Source organism: Pseudomonas sp. NFACC14 (assembly GCF_900106885.1).
Taxonomy (GTDB): domain Bacteria; phylum Pseudomonadota; class Gammaproteobacteria; order Pseudomonadales; family Pseudomonadaceae; genus Aquipseudomonas; species Aquipseudomonas fluorescens_AA.
The window spans coordinates 102,674-117,986 of the sequence record NZ_FNOA01000016.1; the positions used below are offsets into that span (position 1 = coordinate 102,674).

The 15,313-nt window shown below is 64.7% G+C and carries 13 protein-coding genes; 4 read left to right on the top strand and 9 right to left on the bottom strand.

Features of this window, described 5'->3' with window-relative positions; genetic code table 11:
• Positions 1-118: 118 nt before the first annotated feature.
• From urtA to cbiE, 9 genes are all read right to left on the bottom strand, one after another.
• Positions 119-1,384: an urea ABC transporter substrate-binding protein gene (gene urtA / locus BLU85_RS21690; RefSeq protein WP_092204808.1), complete on the bottom strand. Its 1,266-nt coding sequence runs from the start codon at positions 1,382-1,384 to the stop codon at positions 119-121.
• Between the two features lie 380 nt (positions 1,385-1,764).
• On the bottom strand, positions 1,765-3,144 hold the full coding sequence (locus BLU85_RS21695) for a PepSY-associated TM helix domain-containing protein (RefSeq protein WP_092204807.1): 1,380 nt from the start codon (positions 3,142-3,144) through the stop codon (positions 1,765-1,767).
• 191 nt (positions 3,145-3,335) lie between these two features.
• Positions 3,336-5,462, bottom strand: coding sequence for a TonB-dependent copper receptor (locus BLU85_RS21700; RefSeq protein WP_092204806.1), 2,127 nt, complete (start codon positions 5,460-5,462; stop codon positions 3,336-3,338).
• Between the two features lie 82 nt (positions 5,463-5,544).
• A complete protein-coding gene (locus BLU85_RS21705) occupies positions 5,545-5,934 on the bottom strand; it encodes a DUF2946 domain-containing protein (RefSeq protein WP_092204805.1) in 390 nt (129 codons plus the stop codon).
• Between the two features lie 57 nt (positions 5,935-5,991).
• Positions 5,992-6,471, bottom strand: a complete 480-nt coding sequence (locus BLU85_RS21710) for a copper chaperone PCu(A)C (RefSeq protein ID WP_092204804.1) — start codon at positions 6,469-6,471, stop codon at positions 5,992-5,994.
• A gap of 46 nt (positions 6,472-6,517) precedes the next feature.
• Positions 6,518-6,916, bottom strand: a complete 399-nt coding sequence (locus tag BLU85_RS21715; protein ID WP_092204803.1) for a DUF2946 domain-containing protein — start codon at positions 6,914-6,916, stop codon at positions 6,518-6,520.
• A gap of 595 nt (positions 6,917-7,511) precedes the next feature.
• The gene (locus BLU85_RS21720) at positions 7,512-8,234 is read right to left on the bottom strand and encodes a cobalt-precorrin-6A reductase (protein ID WP_092204802.1); all 723 of its coding nucleotides are present in this window, start codon (positions 8,232-8,234) and stop codon (positions 7,512-7,514) included.
• Positions 8,231-9,328, bottom strand: coding sequence for a cobalt-precorrin-5B (C(1))-methyltransferase (locus BLU85_RS21725; RefSeq protein ID WP_092204801.1), 1,098 nt, complete (start codon positions 9,326-9,328; stop codon positions 8,231-8,233). The genes BLU85_RS21720 and BLU85_RS21725 overlap by 4 nt, the downstream gene beginning before the upstream one ends.
• Positions 9,321-10,532 (bottom strand): precorrin-6y C5,15-methyltransferase (decarboxylating) subunit CbiE, encoded by a 1,212-nt coding sequence (gene cbiE / locus BLU85_RS21730; RefSeq protein WP_092204800.1) that lies wholly within the window; start codon positions 10,530-10,532, stop codon positions 9,321-9,323. Before cbiE ends, BLU85_RS21725 begins: the two co-directional genes overlap by 8 nt.
• A 372-nt stretch (positions 10,533-10,904) precedes the next feature.
• Between cbiE and cobG the strand changes: the two genes are divergently transcribed.
• From cobG to cobJ, 4 genes are read left to right on the top strand one after another with little or no spacing between them, the layout of a single operon-like run.
• Positions 10,905-12,224, top strand: coding sequence for a precorrin-3B synthase (gene cobG / locus BLU85_RS21735; RefSeq protein ID WP_092204799.1), 1,320 nt, complete (start codon positions 10,905-10,907; stop codon positions 12,222-12,224).
• Positions 12,217-12,843: a precorrin-8X methylmutase gene (locus BLU85_RS21740; protein ID WP_092204798.1), complete on the top strand. Its 627-nt coding sequence runs from the start codon at positions 12,217-12,219 to the stop codon at positions 12,841-12,843. Before cobG ends, BLU85_RS21740 begins: the two co-directional genes overlap by 8 nt.
• Positions 12,840-13,574, top strand: a complete 735-nt coding sequence (locus BLU85_RS21745; RefSeq protein ID WP_371914250.1) for a precorrin-2 C(20)-methyltransferase — start codon at positions 12,840-12,842, stop codon at positions 13,572-13,574. The genes BLU85_RS21740 and BLU85_RS21745 overlap by 4 nt, the downstream gene beginning before the upstream one ends.
• Positions 13,574-15,271 carry a precorrin-3B C(17)-methyltransferase gene (gene cobJ / locus BLU85_RS21750; protein ID WP_092204796.1) on the top strand — a complete coding sequence of 566 codons (1,698 nt, stop codon included), beginning with the start codon at positions 13,574-13,576 and terminating at the stop codon, positions 15,269-15,271. The genes BLU85_RS21745 and cobJ overlap by 1 nt, the downstream gene beginning before the upstream one ends.
• Positions 15,272-15,313: the final 42 nt, after the last annotated feature.

Sequence of the window (15,313 nt, forward strand, 5' to 3'; positions counted from 1 at the left end):
TGCTCGCGATAGCGGTGTGCCAGTCACTTTTCTTCTGGCTGATCCATCGCTATCGCGAGCAAGCTCGCTCTCACAGGGGTTGTGTGTCGGCCCGGGATTGGGGCCGACACCCATGGGCTCAGTTGCTCTTCACCGCATAGTCAGGCTTCTTGTCGTTGCCGGCGATGAACGGGCTCCACGGTTGCGCGCGGATCGGGCCTTCGGTCTGCCAGACCACGTTGAACTGACCGTCGGCCTGGATCTCGCCGATCATCACCGGCTTGTGCAGGTGGTGGTTGGTCTTGTCCATGGTCAGGGTGTAGCCCGACGGTGCGGCGAAGGTCTGGCCGGCCAGGGCTTCGCGGACTTTGTCGACGTCGGTGGACTTGGCTTTCTCCACCGCTTGCGCCCACATGTGGATGCCGACGTAGGTGGCTTCCATCGGGTCGTTGGTCACCGCTTTGTCGGCACCTGGCAGGTTCTTGGCCTTGGCGTAGGCTTTCCAGGAATCGACGAATTTCCTGTTCGCCGGGTTATCCACGGATTCGAAGTAGTTCCACGCCGCCAGGTTGCCCACCAGCGGCTTGGTGTCGATGCCGCGCAGTTCCTCTTCGCCCACCGAGAACGCCACGACCGGTACGTCGGTGGCCTTCAGGCCCTGGTTGGCCAGTTCTTTATAGAACGGCACGTTGGAGTCGCCATTGACCGTGGAGATGACCGCGGTCTTGCCACCGGCCGAGAACTTCTTGATGTTGGCCACGATGGTCTGGTAATCGCTGTGGCCGAACGGGGTGTAGACCTCTTCGATGTCCTTGTCCGCCACCCCTTTGGAGTGCAGGAACGAACGCAGGATCTTGTTGGTGGTGCGCGGGTAGACGTAGTCGGTGCCCAGCAGGAAGTAGCGCTTGGCACTGCCGCCTTCTTCGCTCATCAGGTATTCCACCGCCGGAATTGCCTGTTGGTTCGGCGCCGCGCCGGTGTAGAACACGTTCGGCGACATCTCTTCGCCTTCGTATTGCACCGGGTAGAACAGCAGGCCGTTGAGTTCTTCGAACACCGGCAACACGGATTTACGCGACACCGATGTCCAGCAGCCGAACACCACGGCGACCTTGTCCTGGGTCAGCAGCTGACGGCCCTTTTCGGCGAACAGCGGCCAGTTCGACGCCGGGTCCACGACCACCGCTTCAAGCTTCTTGCCGTTCACGCCACCCTTGGCGTTGATCTCGTCGATGGTCATCAGCGCCATGTCCTTGAGGGACGTCTCGGAGATCGCCATGGTGCCGGACAACGAATGCAGGATGCCGACCTTGATGGTCTCGGCGGCCTGGACGGTCCAGGCCATGCCCATCGCGGCAATGCTTGCCGAGAGTGTAAAAGCCTTGATCAAGCTACGACGCTTCATTGTGCGATCTCCATGGACTTATGAGTTTTTTTTCGAGGGCAGATGCAAACGCTGAAGGCGCTTTTGCAAGGGGTGTGCCCGGTTGGAAAAAAGCCCGGAAACAGGGAAGTCGCGAGGAGGGGAAGAAGGGTGGTGCACCATGAGTGATCGCGATTCGGCGCTGGTGCGATGGGGTGCGCCGCATTGGGGCACGATGTCACGGTCGTCAACGATCAACTGTGGGAGCGAGCTTGCTCGCGATAGCTGTTTGTCTGCCACATCAATGCTGGATGGGTTGACGCCATCGCGAGCAAGCTCGCTCCCACAGGGGGCCGGGGTCTGCGTTTAGATGGCGGGCGCGATAGTAGAGCGTTCGCGCCGCCTTCCGTTAGTGCACTGTCTCAGCTTGAAGATGAGGCCACTTCAGGCTCGCGATTCAAGCGGATCAGCAGCCGGTCCAACAGCCACACCACCACCAGCGAAGCCCCCACCAACGGGAACACCAGCGCCAGGGCCAGCATGATGAACACCCCGGTCTTCCACGTCGGCAAGTCGTGACGCAGCGGCGGCACGCCGAACTTGCCCTGGGGCCGGCGCTTCCACCAGATCACCAGGCCACTCACGGCGCTGAGCAGGATCATCAGGCAAACCAGCAGCACGAGGATCTGATTCACCGGGCCGAACATCTTGCCTTCGTGCAGCATCACCCCGGTTTCGGTGGCGCGGGCCACGATGCTGTAGTGCTCCCAGCGCACATCGGCCAGGACCTTGCCGGTGTACTGGTCCACATGCAAGGTGGCATCGTTGCGCGGGTCATCGGCGAACACGGCGACGGTGAACACGCCGCTGGCCGTGGTGGGCAACGTGATGCTGTAGCCGGGCGTGACCTGGCGTTCGGTGGCGATATCCTGCACCGCTTGCAGGCTGACGGTCGGGGCGGCGGGGCCTTCGTGCATGCCACCGTGGCCCATGTGCTCGGCATGGTCGCCGGACATCGGCATCGGCGTATTTTCCACGGCCCAGGGCACGGTCTGGCGGTGGGCGTTGTTGAGGCTGCCGGCCTCGACGTCGGACTTGGGCACGTCATTCCACATCGCCGCCGGGAAGCGGTTCCAGAGGTTGGCGTATTGCTTGCCCCAGAAGCCGGTCCAGGTCATGCCGCTGAGCAGCATCACCAGCAGGAATGCCGCGCCCCAGAAACCGACGACGACATGCAGGTCACGCCAGAACAATCGCCCGCGGGCGCTCCAGCGCGGCCACAGCACACCGGCCGACGATTGCCCGCGCGGCCACCACAGGTACAGGCCGGAGACCACCAGCACCACGCCCCAGCCAGCGGCCATTTCCACCAATCGGTCACCGACAGTGCCGATCAGCAACTCGCCGTGGATTGCCCGGGCCATGGCTTGCAGGTTGCTCTTCGCATCCTGTTCGCCGAGAACGTCGCCGTGGTAAGGGTCGATGAACACATTCAGTTCCCGGCCCTGGTCGATCACCACGAACTGCGCGCTGCGCTCGGCATTGACCGGTGGCAGGTACTGTTTGACCTGGCCTTCGGGGTAGGCCTGGCGGACCTTATTGAGCAAGTCGTCCGCCGCCAGGGTGTGATGCCCGGCCGGCACGTTCAACAGGCTGCCGTACATCAGTGGATCGAGTTGTGGCTTGAACAGGTAGATGATGCCGGTCAGGGCCAGCATCACCATGAATGGCGCCACGAACAGCCCGGCATAAAAATGCCAGCGCCAGGCCAGGTTGTAGAAATTCGGTTTCGGTTGGCTCATTGCAACGCGCTCCGCAGGGCAAATTGGGTTGTTATGGTGTGCCGTCAGTCAAGGTGGAATCGAACCCTGTGGGAGCGAGCTTGCTCGCGATAGCAATGGTTCAGCTTGCATCGATGTTGAATGGGCCTTCGCCATCGCGAGCAAGCTCGCTCCCACAGTTTATGTCCTGGCTGACAGATCTCCGGTGCCGGTTAGAAACTCATGTCCACCTTGGTCCAGAGCGTGCGCCCCGGTTCGTTGATGGCCTGCGGGTCGCTCGCCGGGTAGCCGAACCCGGCGTTGCCGGCCAGGTTCAAGTGTTCGGCGTAGGCTTTGCCGAACAGGTTGTCGACACCGCTGCTGACCTTCCAGTGTTGATTGATGCGATAGGCGCCGTTGAGCGAGAACACGCCGAAGCCCGAGCTTTCGCCGTAGTCCTTGCCCACCACGTTGCCCCTGTTTTCATCGACACGGTGTTGCGCCGCCACCAGCCGCCACAGGGCGCCGGCACTCCAGCGGTCTTCGCTGTAGGTCAGGCCCAGTCGTGCATCCAGCGGCGGCATTTGCGCCAGGGCGCTGCCGTCGCTGCTGTTCTTGCCCCAGGCGTAGGCCAGGGTGGCGTCGGCTTTCCAACGTTCGCTCAGCTTGTAGGCCGCACCCAATTCACCGCCCATGATCCGCGCATCGATGTTCTCGGCCCGGGAGGTGCTGCCCATCATGCCGGGGGTGTAGTCGAACAGGATGTAGTCGCGTACCTGGCCGACATAACCCGACGCCCAGGCTTCAAGGGTTTCGGTCTTGTACTGCAGGCCGAAGTCGAGCTGGGTGGTTTTCTCCGGCTTGATCGAATCGAAGGCATTCAGCGACCCGCCGGGGCCGGCGTCCGGCGAGAACAGCTCCCAGTAATCCGGGAAGCGTTGCGCGTGACCGACGCCTGCGTAGAGGGTGGTGGGGCTGTCGTCCAGGTCGTGCTCGTAGCGGACGAAACCGCTGGGCAGTGTGTCGGCGCGAGTGTCGTCGGCGGTGGGGTTGGGGCGCGCCGACATGCCGGAACCGATGCTCTGACGGTAATCCTTGGCCGAGGCCCGGTCGAGCCGGGCGCCGGTGATCACCCGGTCACGGTCGGCGGCGTACCAGGTCAATTCGCCGAACACCCCGTAGTTGTGGAAGTCGGCGTCCTTGGTGTACGGCAGGTCCTTGTAGGTGTCCACGCCCATGCTGCTGCGTTGGCGATGCTCGTTGGTCTGGGCGTCCAGGCCGCTGATCAATTGCACATCGGCCCAACGCCAGGTGGCCTTGATGCGGGCACCGAGGGTGCGGCGATCGACGTTGGAAGCCATGGGCCCGGCCATCATCCCGGTGCCGGACGGCGTGCGCAGGGTGTAGTTGTCCATCACGTGGTCGGCATAGTTGTAGTAGACCTGGGCCTCGACCTTGTCCAGCACCTCGCCGATGTTCGAGCGCTCGAAACGCAGCCCGAGGCTTTCGCGCTTGAACTGTGAGCCGTCCATGCCGCGTCCGGCGTAGCGCGCTTCACCGTCGCCCTTGCCGGCCGTCAACTCCAGCAAGGTGTCGGCGTCCGGCGTCCAGCCAAGGGTGACGTCGCCATTCCACTTGTCATAGCGCGACGGCACGGTGTCGTTATTGCCGTCGCGGTAGTCGTCCGAATGGGCGGTGTTGCCGATCACCCGTACATAGCCCAGCGGGCCACCGGCGGCGGCATCCAGCACTTTGTCGAAACGGCCGTTGGAGCCGGCCAGCACACTGGCGTTGACCCGGGTGCCCAGCTCGCCGAACTGTTCCGGCTCGCGCTCGAACAGCACGGTCCCGGCCGAGGCGCCGGGGCCCCAGAGCACGGTTTGCGGGCCTTTGATGACGGTGAGCTTGTCGTAGGTTTCCGGCGAGATATAGGAGGTCGGCGCGTCCATCCGGCCTGGGCAAGCACCCAACAGCATGCTGCCGTTAGTGAGGATGTTCAGCCGTGAGCCGAACATGCCACGCAGCACCGGGTCGCCATTGGTGCCACCGTTGCGCACCAGGGCAAAGCCCGGAATGGTCTTGAGGTAGTCGCCGCCATCACTGGCCGGCACCGGTTGGCGCGGGTCCTTGGGGTTGGTGACGACGGTCAGCGGCGAACTGGGGGCGATGGCGGTGATGACCGTCGGGCTCAGTTCGTCGACCTGATGGTCGTGATGCTCGTGCTCGTCGGCCAGCGCGAGAGGCGTGAGCAGCAGGCCGCACAGTGCGGCGATGGTTTGGCGCAAACGAACCCGTGGCTCGTTCAGGGGGCAGCGAACCTGGGCAGAGCCCAACGCGATGCCAGCAGAAAACCTGGACATGATGATTCCATCGAACAAACGTAGACGACACGGTCGGGCAGCCTGGGGCTGTCTTGTACGACCGGGTGAGTGAAGTGTCGGCTTACGCGTCGAGGGGCGGTGCGCGGGTGCGGGCTCCCGGGAAGAACGCGGGTCGGGCATGGCCCAGGCGTGGGGAAGGGCTGGTGTAGGTGTTGGTGTGGGGGGTGTCGAAGACGGCGAAGGTGTGGCCGCCAGGCAGCGCGGGGCAATTGAACAGCAGGCTGCAATAACCGCACTTTTCCCACAACGCATGGTGCTCGCTCCGGGACGGGCAATGTTCGGCTGCCGGCGCTTCGTGCGCCGTCATGTCCATCTCCATGTTCATGCTCATGGACACAGGCATGGACGAAGACATGCGCTGACCCATCGGCATCGACTGGGAAATCAGCGGACCGATAAAGATCATCAGCATGGCGAACAGGCTGATCCAACTGCCGCGTGTCAGGCTCATGGGCTGACGGCGGGGCATGGATGGCCTGGCGCGAAGGGCGTGCACGGGCGGCTACGTCTACTGGGCGTGCATGTGTGTCTTGGTGCCGTCGGGCGCTTTTTTCTGCACCGCGACGTCGACCGTGACATCGCCGGCTTTTTCGAAATGCAGGGTCATCGGGAAACGCTTGCCGTCGCTGAGCAGGCTGCGGTCATTCAACTCCAGCAGCATCACGTGATACGCCATCGGCGCGAAGGTGACAGTCGCCCCCGGGGCGATATCGACGTCGGAAACCGGTTGCATTTTCATCAGGTCGTTTTGCATCACATGCTCATGGAGCTCGGCCTTGCCGGCGATGGGTGAGTCGACGCTGAGCAGCTTGTCGGCGCGGGTGCCGCCGTTGTGGATGACGAAATACGCGGCCACGGTCGGCGCATTGGGCGGCAACTCTTGAGACCACGGGTGGGCGATTTCAAGATCGCCTGCCTTGTACTGGTGAGCTTGGGCAAAGCCGACGGGAAGCAGCAGGGCAGCCAGCAGGATAAGTCTGTTCAACATGGCGATTCTCCGGAACGATTCAGGGCGCAGGTGTGTGCGGAAAGAATCAGACCAGGGGCGAGGCGCGGGGATTGAGGCTTGGCCATTGCTGGCGGGGCGTGGGGTTATCGAGTTTCGATTGGGCGATGCCGCGATGATCGAGCCGGGCGTCCAGGTACAGTTGCGGGGCATGGCCGGTGAGTGCCACCAGCGACGCGGTGCCGGCGCAGCACCAGCAATGCTGCATCGTCGAGTGAGTGTCTTTCTGTGGCGTGCCCTGCTCGAGCGTGCCCAGGGAAATCGCGACCATTTTCGTGCCGCTGGACGAGCAGAAACTGCCCCACAGCAATTGCTCGGCTGGTGAACTGGCAGTCGTGCCACCGCTGTTGGAAAGCGGCATGGCAAGCATGTTGAACAGCACTGCGAAGCAGGCGATCCAGGCAAATGCAAGCCGTTGTCGGGACATGGGGCAATCCGCTCGGTTGGGCGATCAGGTGGCGGTATTTAGCCTGATCGGGGTTGAGAAGTAAAAAAGGCGCGTGCGGTATAGGGTCGCAGGGTTTGCATTAACAGTAGCAACGGTTTTTGTAAGTGGATGCTTTTGTGGCGAGGGGATCTATCCCCGCTGGGCTGCGAAGCAGTCCCAAAAGCTGGCACCTCGCAGCATCAGCCTAACCCCGTGCTGTCGTTCAGGGGCTGCTATGCAGCCCAGCGGGGATAAATCCCCTCGCCACAGGGCGGCTGTGCGCAGGTTAGTCGACCGGGGAGTCCAGCAATACCGGCGCGCCCGAGGGCGCCCTGCGCACACCACCATCGAGTGCAGGAATGACTACCTGGCTGGAGGAAGCTTATGAACCAGCTAAAGACCACGGGCGACTAAACCCGATCACTGATGGGCAGTGACGGGGACCAAGTTACCGAGGGATCCCAAAGCGCACAAGCCAGCGGATTCTGGTGTAGTTGTAGGGCGCGGCGCAAGACAATGTAGCCAGGTGCCGAAGTTCTGACGGACGAAATTGTAGGGCTGTTCGGAGTTTCTAAACATCGCGACAAAAACGGCCTTAGATCGGGTCCCGCAACGCCAACAAAACCTCACCCACTGTCCCAAACTCCCGATCAACAACCGGCAACACCGGCCGCTTCAACACCAGCACCGGCACCCCAAGCTCCCTGGCTACTTCCAGCTTCGGCTCAGTAGCCATGCTCCCGCTGTTCTTGCTGATCAGCACATCGATCTGCCGACGTTCGAACAGCTCGCGCTCGCCTTCGAGGTGGAACGGCCCGCGGGCACCGATGACTTCGCAGCGTTCATTGCCGGGATAAACGTCCAGGGCGCGCAGGATCCAGAATTGCTCTGGCGGAATTTCGTGCAGGTGTTGCAGCGGTTCGCGGCCGAGGGTGAACAGCGGGCGGTGGAAGGGTTGCAGGGCCTGGATCAGTTCAGCCCAATCGGCCACTTCGCGCCAGTCATCCCCGGCCTGGGGCTGCCAGGCCGGACGGCGCAGGGCCCAGCAGGAAATGCCGCAGGTGCGTGCTGCGTGGGCGGCGTTGTGGCTGATTTGCGCGGCGTAGGGGTGGGTGGCGTCCAGCAGCAGATCGATGCCTTGGTCGCGAATGAATTGCGCCAGGCCTTCGGCACCGCCGTAGCCGCCGACGCGGACCTGGCAGGTGAGGTCGGTGGGGACGCGACCGATGCCAGCCAGGCTGTAGATGTGATCGGGTCCCAGGGTGCGGGCGATGGCCAGGGCTTCGGTGACGCCACCGAGCAGCAGGATGCGTTTCATTGGAAGCTTCCGGCGTGACCGACGATCCCACCCTGGCGGTCGATGGCGAAGACTTCGACCTGGACCTGGGCCGGTACCACACTGCGAGCGAAGGCCAGGGCGTGCTCGCACACCGCATCGCCGAGGGCGACGCCGGCGGCGCTGGCCATCGCCAGGGCCTGTTGGCTGGTGTTGGCATCTCGGATGCCCTGCTGCAAAACCTCATCGGCACCGATGGCCGCCGCCCATTCGGCCAGTTGCGGCAGGTCGATGCTCGAGTGGCGGCTGTGCAGGTCCATGTGACCGGCGGCGAGTTTGCTGATCTTGCCAAAGCCGCCGCAGAGGCTGAGTTTTTCCACCGGCACCTTGCGCACATGCTTGAGCACGGCGCCGACGAAGTCGCCCATTTCGATCAGGGCGATCTCCGGCAGGTCATAGACCCGGCGCATGGTGTCTTCGCTGGCATTGCCGGTGCAGGCGGCGATGTGCAGGTAACCGTTGGTCTTCGCCACGTCGATGCCCTGGTGGATCGAGGCGATGTAGGCCGCGCAGGAGAATGGCCGGACGATGCCGCTGGTGCCGAGGATCGACAGGCCGCCGAGGATGCCCAGTCGTGGGTTCATGGTTTTCAGCGCCAGGGCTTCGCCGTCCTCGACATTGACCGTGACTTCGAAACCACCGGCATAACCGCTTTCCTCGGCCAGGCGGCCCAGGTGATCGTTGATCATTTTGCGTGGCACCGGGTTGATCGCCGGCTCACCGACACCCAGCACCAACCCCGGTCGTGTCACCGTGCCTACGCCGCGACCAGCGACGAAACGCACGCCGGGTTCGGCGATCAGGCGCACCTGGGAAAACAGCAGGGCACCGTGGGTCACGTCCGGGTCATCACCCGCGTCCTTGATCGTCCCGGCCTCGGCGCCTTGTTCGGTCAGGCGGCAGAACTCCAGGCGCATCTGCACCTGCTTGCCCTTGGGCAGTACGATTTCCACGGCGTCGGCTTCGGTGCCGCGCAGCAGCAAGCGGGCCGCTGCCAGGCTGGTGGCCGTGGCGCAACTGCCGGTGGTCAGGCCGCTGCGCAGGGGGGCGGGTTGTTCGGCGGTTTCGTCACGCATCGAGAGGTTTCGTCAGGTCCAGCAAGGTAATCGGCAAGGCCTGGCGCCAGGTGTCGAATTCGCCCAACGGCTGGGCCTGGGCGATGTGGATGCGGGTCAGCTCACCGCCGTGACGTTCGCGCCAGTGCATCAGGGTCATTTCGCTTTGCAGGGTCACGGCGTTGGCGACCAGCCGACCGCCGGGCTTGAGTCGGGCCCAGCAGGTGTCGAGCACGCCTTCGCGGGTGACGCCGCCTCCGATGAACACTGCGTCCGGACGCTCCAGGTTGTCCAGCGCCTGCGGGGCGCTGCCGCGAATCAGTTGCAGGCCGGGTACACCGAGGCTGTCGCGGTTGCGTTCGATCAAGCCTTGCCGGCCTTCGTCGGCTTCGATGGCCAGGGCTCGGCAACTGGGGTGGGCGCGCATCCATTCGATGCCGATGGAGCCGCTGCCGGCGCCGACGTCCCAGAGCAGCTCGTCGGGGGTCGGGGCGAGGCGGGCGAGGGTGATGGCGCGCACGTCGCGTTTGGTCAACTGGCCGTCATGCTCGAACGCGCTGTCCGGCAAACCGGCCAAGCGTGACAGTCGCGGTGTCGACGGTTCGGCCCGGCATTCGACGGCGATCAGGTTCAGGTCGGCGACGCTGTCATCGGACCATTGCGCGGCGCTACCGTCGACCCGTCGTTCTGCCGCACCTCCCAGATGCTCCAGAACGGTCATGGCGCTTGGGCCGAACCCCCGCTCGCGCAGCAACGTCGCCACGGCGGCAGGGCTGTGGCGGTCATTGCTCAGCAGCAACAGCCTGACGCCTGTGGATAAATGCCCATTGAGCGCCGCCAGGGGGCGTGCCACCAGCGACAGCGTGACCACGTCCTGCAACGGCCAGCCCATGCGCGCCGCGGCCAGCGAACAAGAGGAGGGCGCGGGGATGACCAGCATCTGATCGCCCGGCAGCTGTTTCGCCAGGCTCGCGCCCACGCCGTAGAACATCGGGTCGCCGCTGGCCAGTACACACACCGACTCGCCCCGCCGCGCCAGCAGCGGTTCCAGGGAAAACGGGCTGGGCCACAGCTCCCGCTCGCAGCGGATGCACACTGGCAGCAGCGCCAACTGGCGAGCGCTGCCAACAATACGCGACGCCCGCAGCAAGGCATGACGAGCCGTTCGGCCCAGGCCCTTGAAGCCGTCTTCGCCGATGCCCACTACAGTCAGCCAGGGGGTCATCTCTGTTCCTCGAATGAATGGGGTTGATCGACAGGCGTGTTGCCGCCGCGAACCGGGCCGCCATCATACCGCGCCCCGGCGGATCAGGCGCCTGGCGCAACATCATTGTGGCTGCCAGACCGCTTTCGCGAGCAAGCTCGCTCCCACAGGGGATTGGGGTGAGCACAGAATCTGTGCACAACCTGATCAACACTGTGGGAGCGAGCTTGCTCGCGAAAGCAGCGGTACAGACAACATCATAGGATCAGGCAGCCCGTGTTCTTGAGCTCTCTGGCTTCAATCCGACCAGCAAGCTTTTCATGACCCCCGGCAAAGCAGGCATAATGGCGCTCCTTCGCCAATGTGGCGTTTCTTATCTTTGCCGGTCTTCCCTTGAACGAACGCCCATCCCTCCTCGTCGTACGCCCCTCCGGTTGCCCGGGGTTGCTGCGTGTCGTCCAGGCGCTGGACGGGGGGATCTGTCGGATCAAGCTCGATGGCGGTGCCATCCAGGCGGATCAGGCCGAGGCCGTGGCATCGGCGGCCGAGCGGTTTGCCGGCGGTGTGATCGAGGCGACCAACCGCGGTAACCTGCAAATCCGCGGGATTGGTTCCGAGCACAGCGCATTGATCGAGTCCTTGCTCGTCGCTGGCCTGGGGCCGCGGACACCCGCTGGCGATGACGTGCGCAACCTGATGCTCAGCCCCGCGGCCGGGATCGACCGGCAGATGCTGTTCGACACTCGCCCGTTGGCCGAGCGGATCCTCGTCACCCTGCAAACCCATGAACGCTTCCATGAACTGTCCGCCAAGTTCGCCGTGCAACTGGACGGCGGAGAGGCGTTGGCGATGCTCGAACATCACCACGACTTGTGGCTCTCGGCCCAGGTCCGTAACGGCGAGCCCTGGCTGGCCTTCGGCTTGGCCGGCACCCCGCTGGATACACCAGCGGGCAGGGTGCCCCTGGCCCAGGGGCATGCCTTGGTGGTGGCGGTGCTGGAGTTGTTCCTCGACTTGGCCCGCCCGGACCAGATCCGCATGCGCCACTTGCTGGCTGAAGTCTCTGTGGATGAGTTCATGACCCGGCTGGCCCGTCGTGTGCCCTTGCAAGCGTGCCTGGATTGGCGGCGGGATGGGTCCATCGATGGACTGCACCTCGGCGTCCATCCCCAGCACGACGACCGCGTCTACGTCGGCGCGGCGGCGCCCCTGGGCCGGCTCGATGCGGTCATGCTACGGGGGGCCGCGCAACTGGCGCGGGAGAAGGGTGATGCGAGCCTGCGTTTCAGCCCTTGGCAAAGCCTGCTGCTGCCCAACGTGCGCCGCGCGGATGCCGACCAAGTGCTGGCGCGGCTTGAGGGGTTGGGGCTGTTAGGTTCGAACGATCAACCCCTGGCGCAACTCATCGCCTGTACCGGTTCCAGTGGCTGCGGCAAAGCCTTGGCCGACACCAAGGCCGACGCCCGCCAACTGGCCGAGTTGCTGCAACGCCAGGGCCAAACCCTCAAGGTTCATCTGTCGGGCTGCCCGCGTTCCTGCGCGGCGGCCCACGTCGCGCCTGCCACTTTGCTGGCGGTCGCCCCCGGTCGTTACGACCTGTATTTTCGCGATGCCACGTTGCCGGGTTTCGGCGCGTTGCAGGCACACAATCTGACTATTGAAGCGTTCGGCCACTGGCTCGACGCTCGCCCCCGGAGCCCCCTTGATGCTTGATTACATCCGCGACGGTCAGGAGATCTATCGCAACTCCTTCGCGATCATCCGCGCCGAAGCCAACCTGGCGCGCATTCCGGCCGACCTGGAGAAACTCGCCGTGCGGGTGATCCACGCCTGCGGCATGGTCGAGGCCATCGATGGCCTGCAGTTTTCCGAGGGCGCGGGCACGGCCGGGCGCCAGGCGCTGGCCGCCGGTGCGCCGATCCTGTGCGATGCGCGGATGGTCTCCGAAGGCGTGACCCGGGCTCGCCTGCCAGCCAACAATCCGGTGATCTGCACCTTGCGCGACGAGCGCGTACCGGCATTGGCCCAGGAACTGGGCAACACCCGTTCGGCGGCAGCGCTGGAGTTGTGGCGCCCGTACCTGGAAGGCAGTGTCGTGGTCATCGGCAACGCCCCGACCGCGCTGTTCTACCTGCTGGAAATGCTCGATGCCGGCGCGCCGAAACCGGCATTGATCCTCGGTTTCCCGGTGGGCTTCGTCGGCGCCGCCGAGTCCAAGGCGATGCTGGCGGCCAACAGCCGTGGCGTGCCATTCGTGATCATGCAAGGCCGCCTGGGCGGCAGCGCCATGGCCGCCGCTGCCGTCAACGCCCTCGCCACGGAGATTGAATGATGCTGCAGCCTGGACGTCTGATCGGCCTCGGCGTGGGCCCCGGTGACCCGGAACTGATTACGGTCAAGGCCCTGCGCCTGCTGCGCGAATCGCCCGTGGTGGCGTATTTCGTCGCCAAGGGCAAGAAGGGCAACGCCTTCGGTATCATCGAGGCCCATTTGCAGGACGCGCAGACATTGCTGCCATTGGTCTACCCGGTCACCACCGAGGTGCTGCCTGCGCCGCTGTCCTATGAACAGGTGATCGCCGATTTCTACGACACCGCCGCCGAGCAGTTGGCCGTGCACCTGGATGCCGGTCGCGACGTGGCGGTGATCTGTGAGGGCGACCCATTCTTCTACGGCTCCTACATGTACCTGCACGATCGCCTGGCCGAGCGTTATGAGGCCCAAGTCATTCCCGGCGTGTGCTCGATGCTGGGCGGTGCTTCGGTGCTCGGCGCGCCGCTGGTCTATCGCAACCAGAGCCTGTCGGTGCTCTCCGGCGTCTTGCCCCACGACGATCTCAAGCGTCGCCTGGCCGATGCCGATGCGGCGGTGATCATGAAGCTGGGACGCAATTTCCCCAAGGTCCGCCAGGTGCTTCAGGAACTGGGCATGGACGGGCGAGCGCTGTACGTCGAGCGAGCGACCATGGCCAACCAAAAAATCGTGCCGTTGGATGAAGTCGAGCCGATGTCTTCGCCGTACTTCTCGCTGATCATCGTGCCGGGCGAACGGTGGCAGGGTTGATGGCCGCCAACACGCCGGCCATCGTCATCCTCGGCCCCGGCAGCCTGGCAACAGCCCGACGGATCCAGCAGCGTTACCCCGGCGCCCTGATCCACGGCCTGGCCGGGCGGGTCGAGGGTGATCGGCAATACTTCGAGTTCGGCGCGACACTGCGTGAACTCTACCAACAGGACACGCCGATCATCGCCCTGTGCGCGGCGGGCATTGTCATCCGTACCCTGGCGCCGCTGCTGCTGGAAAAAGGCGCCGAACCGCCGGTGCTGGCAGTGGCCGAGGATGGCAGCGCCGTGGTGCCGCTGCTGGGCGGCCTGGGCGGGGTGAACGGCATGGCCCGGGACATCGCGGCAATGCTGCAGGTCGCGCCGGCGATCACCACCAGCGGTGAATTGCGTTTCGGCACGTGCCTGCTCAATCCACCCAGCGGTTACAGCCTCGGCGACCTGGAGCAAGGCAAGCGCTTCGTCTCCGACCTGTTGGCCGGCGAGCCGGTGCGCATCGAAGGCGCAGCTCCGTGGCTGGATCAAGCGCAGTTGCCGCAAGACCCGCAAGCCCGGCGCACGATCCACGTTAGCCATGCCGAGCGTGAGGCCAGTGCCCATGAGCTGCTGATTTATCCGCGCAGTGTCGCGGCGGTGGTGAGCGCCGAGGTGGCCGATCTGCCAAGCGCCGTTCGTGCAGCGTTGCAGCAAGCCAACGTGGCGATTGCGAGCCTGGCGTGCCTGGTGGCGGCGGATACGCTGATGGCCAGCACGGTCTTGCGTGACGCCGCGCAGGAACTCGGGGTGGCGCTGCGCTTTGTGGCGGCCACAGGCGATGCCGCCACCTTGGCCCGCGGCTCGGTGCCGGCGGCGACCCTCGTTTCGGCAACGGCCAACCTGGTCATCGCTGTCGCCGCGCAGCCCTTGGATGTGGCCCGAATCGGTCGTCCGCGCGGCCGCCTGGCGGTGATCGGCCTGGGGCCAGGCGCTGCCGAGCTGATGGTGCCGGCGGTGAAAGCCGAACTGGCGCGGGCCACCGATGTGCTCGGTTACGAAACCTATGTGCGCATGGCCGGCCCGTTTCGCGACGATCAAGTGCTGCACTGCACCGACAACCGCGAAGAAATGCAGCGCGCTCGTCACGCCTTTGAACTGGCGGCCCTGGGGCGTTCGGTGATCGTGGTGTCGTCCGGCGACCCGGGCGTCTTCGCCATGGCGGCGGCGGTGCTCGAAGCGTTGCACGAATCCAGCGACCCGGCCTGGCATCAGGTGGACCTGGAAATCCTGCCCGGGGTGTCCGCCTCCCTCGCGACCGCCGCCCAGGCCGGTGCGCCGTTGGGGCATGACTTCTGCGTAATGTCGCTGTCGGACAATCTCAAGCCCTGGTCGATCATCGAAAAGCGTTTGGACCTGGCTGCCGAAGCCGATCTGGCATTGGCCTTCTACAATCCGATCTCCCGGGCGCGACCGTGGCAATTGGGGCGTGCGCTGGAAATCGTCGCCCGGCACCGCACGCCGGAGACGCCGGTGGTGTTGGGGCGTGACATCGGTCGTCCGGGCCAGACCCTGCGTGTCACCACGTTGGGGCAGCTCACGGCCGAGCAGGTGGACATGCGCACCATGGTCCTGATCGGTTCCTCCACCACCTGCGTGTTCCCGCGCGCGTCGGGTGGGAACTGGGTGTACACGCCCCGCTGGTATGGGGCCAAACCTGCCTGAACCGCGACACCGTTCATTCATGGATGGCTACTGCGGCGAGGG

Coding starts and splice junctions, on each gene's coding strand:
- urtA (WP_092204808.1), bottom strand. CDS start 1,384: ATGAAGCGTCGTAGCTTGATCAAGGCTTTTACACTCTCGGCAAGCATT.
- BLU85_RS21710 (WP_092204804.1), bottom strand. CDS start 6,471: ATGTTGAACAGACTTATCCTGCTGGCTGCCCTGCTGCTTCCCGTCGGC.
- cobJ (WP_092204796.1), top strand. CDS start 13,574: ATGGCCGCCAACACGCCGGCCATCGTCATCCTCGGCCCCGGCAGCCTG.
- BLU85_RS21740 (WP_092204798.1), top strand. CDS start 12,217: ATGCTTGATTACATCCGCGACGGTCAGGAGATCTATCGCAACTCCTTC.
- BLU85_RS21705 (WP_092204805.1), bottom strand. CDS start 5,934: ATGAGCCTGACACGCGGCAGTTGGATCAGCCTGTTCGCCATGCTGATG.
- BLU85_RS21720 (WP_092204802.1), bottom strand. CDS start 8,234: ATGAAACGCATCCTGCTGCTCGGTGGCGTCACCGAAGCCCTGGCCATC.
- BLU85_RS21695 (WP_092204807.1), bottom strand. CDS start 3,144: ATGAGCCAACCGAAACCGAATTTCTACAACCTGGCCTGGCGCTGGCAT.
- BLU85_RS21725 (WP_092204801.1), bottom strand. CDS start 9,328: ATGCGTGACGAAACCGCCGAACAACCCGCCCCCCTGCGCAGCGGCCTG.
- BLU85_RS21700 (WP_092204806.1), bottom strand. CDS start 5,462: ATGTCCAGGTTTTCTGCTGGCATCGCGTTGGGCTCTGCCCAGGTTCGC.
- cbiE (WP_092204800.1), bottom strand. CDS start 10,532: ATGACCCCCTGGCTGACTGTAGTGGGCATCGGCGAAGACGGCTTCAAG.
- BLU85_RS21715 (WP_092204803.1), bottom strand. CDS start 6,916: ATGTCCCGACAACGGCTTGCATTTGCCTGGATCGCCTGCTTCGCAGTG.
- BLU85_RS21745 (WP_371914250.1), top strand. CDS start 12,840: ATGATGCTGCAGCCTGGACGTCTGATCGGCCTCGGCGTGGGCCCCGGT.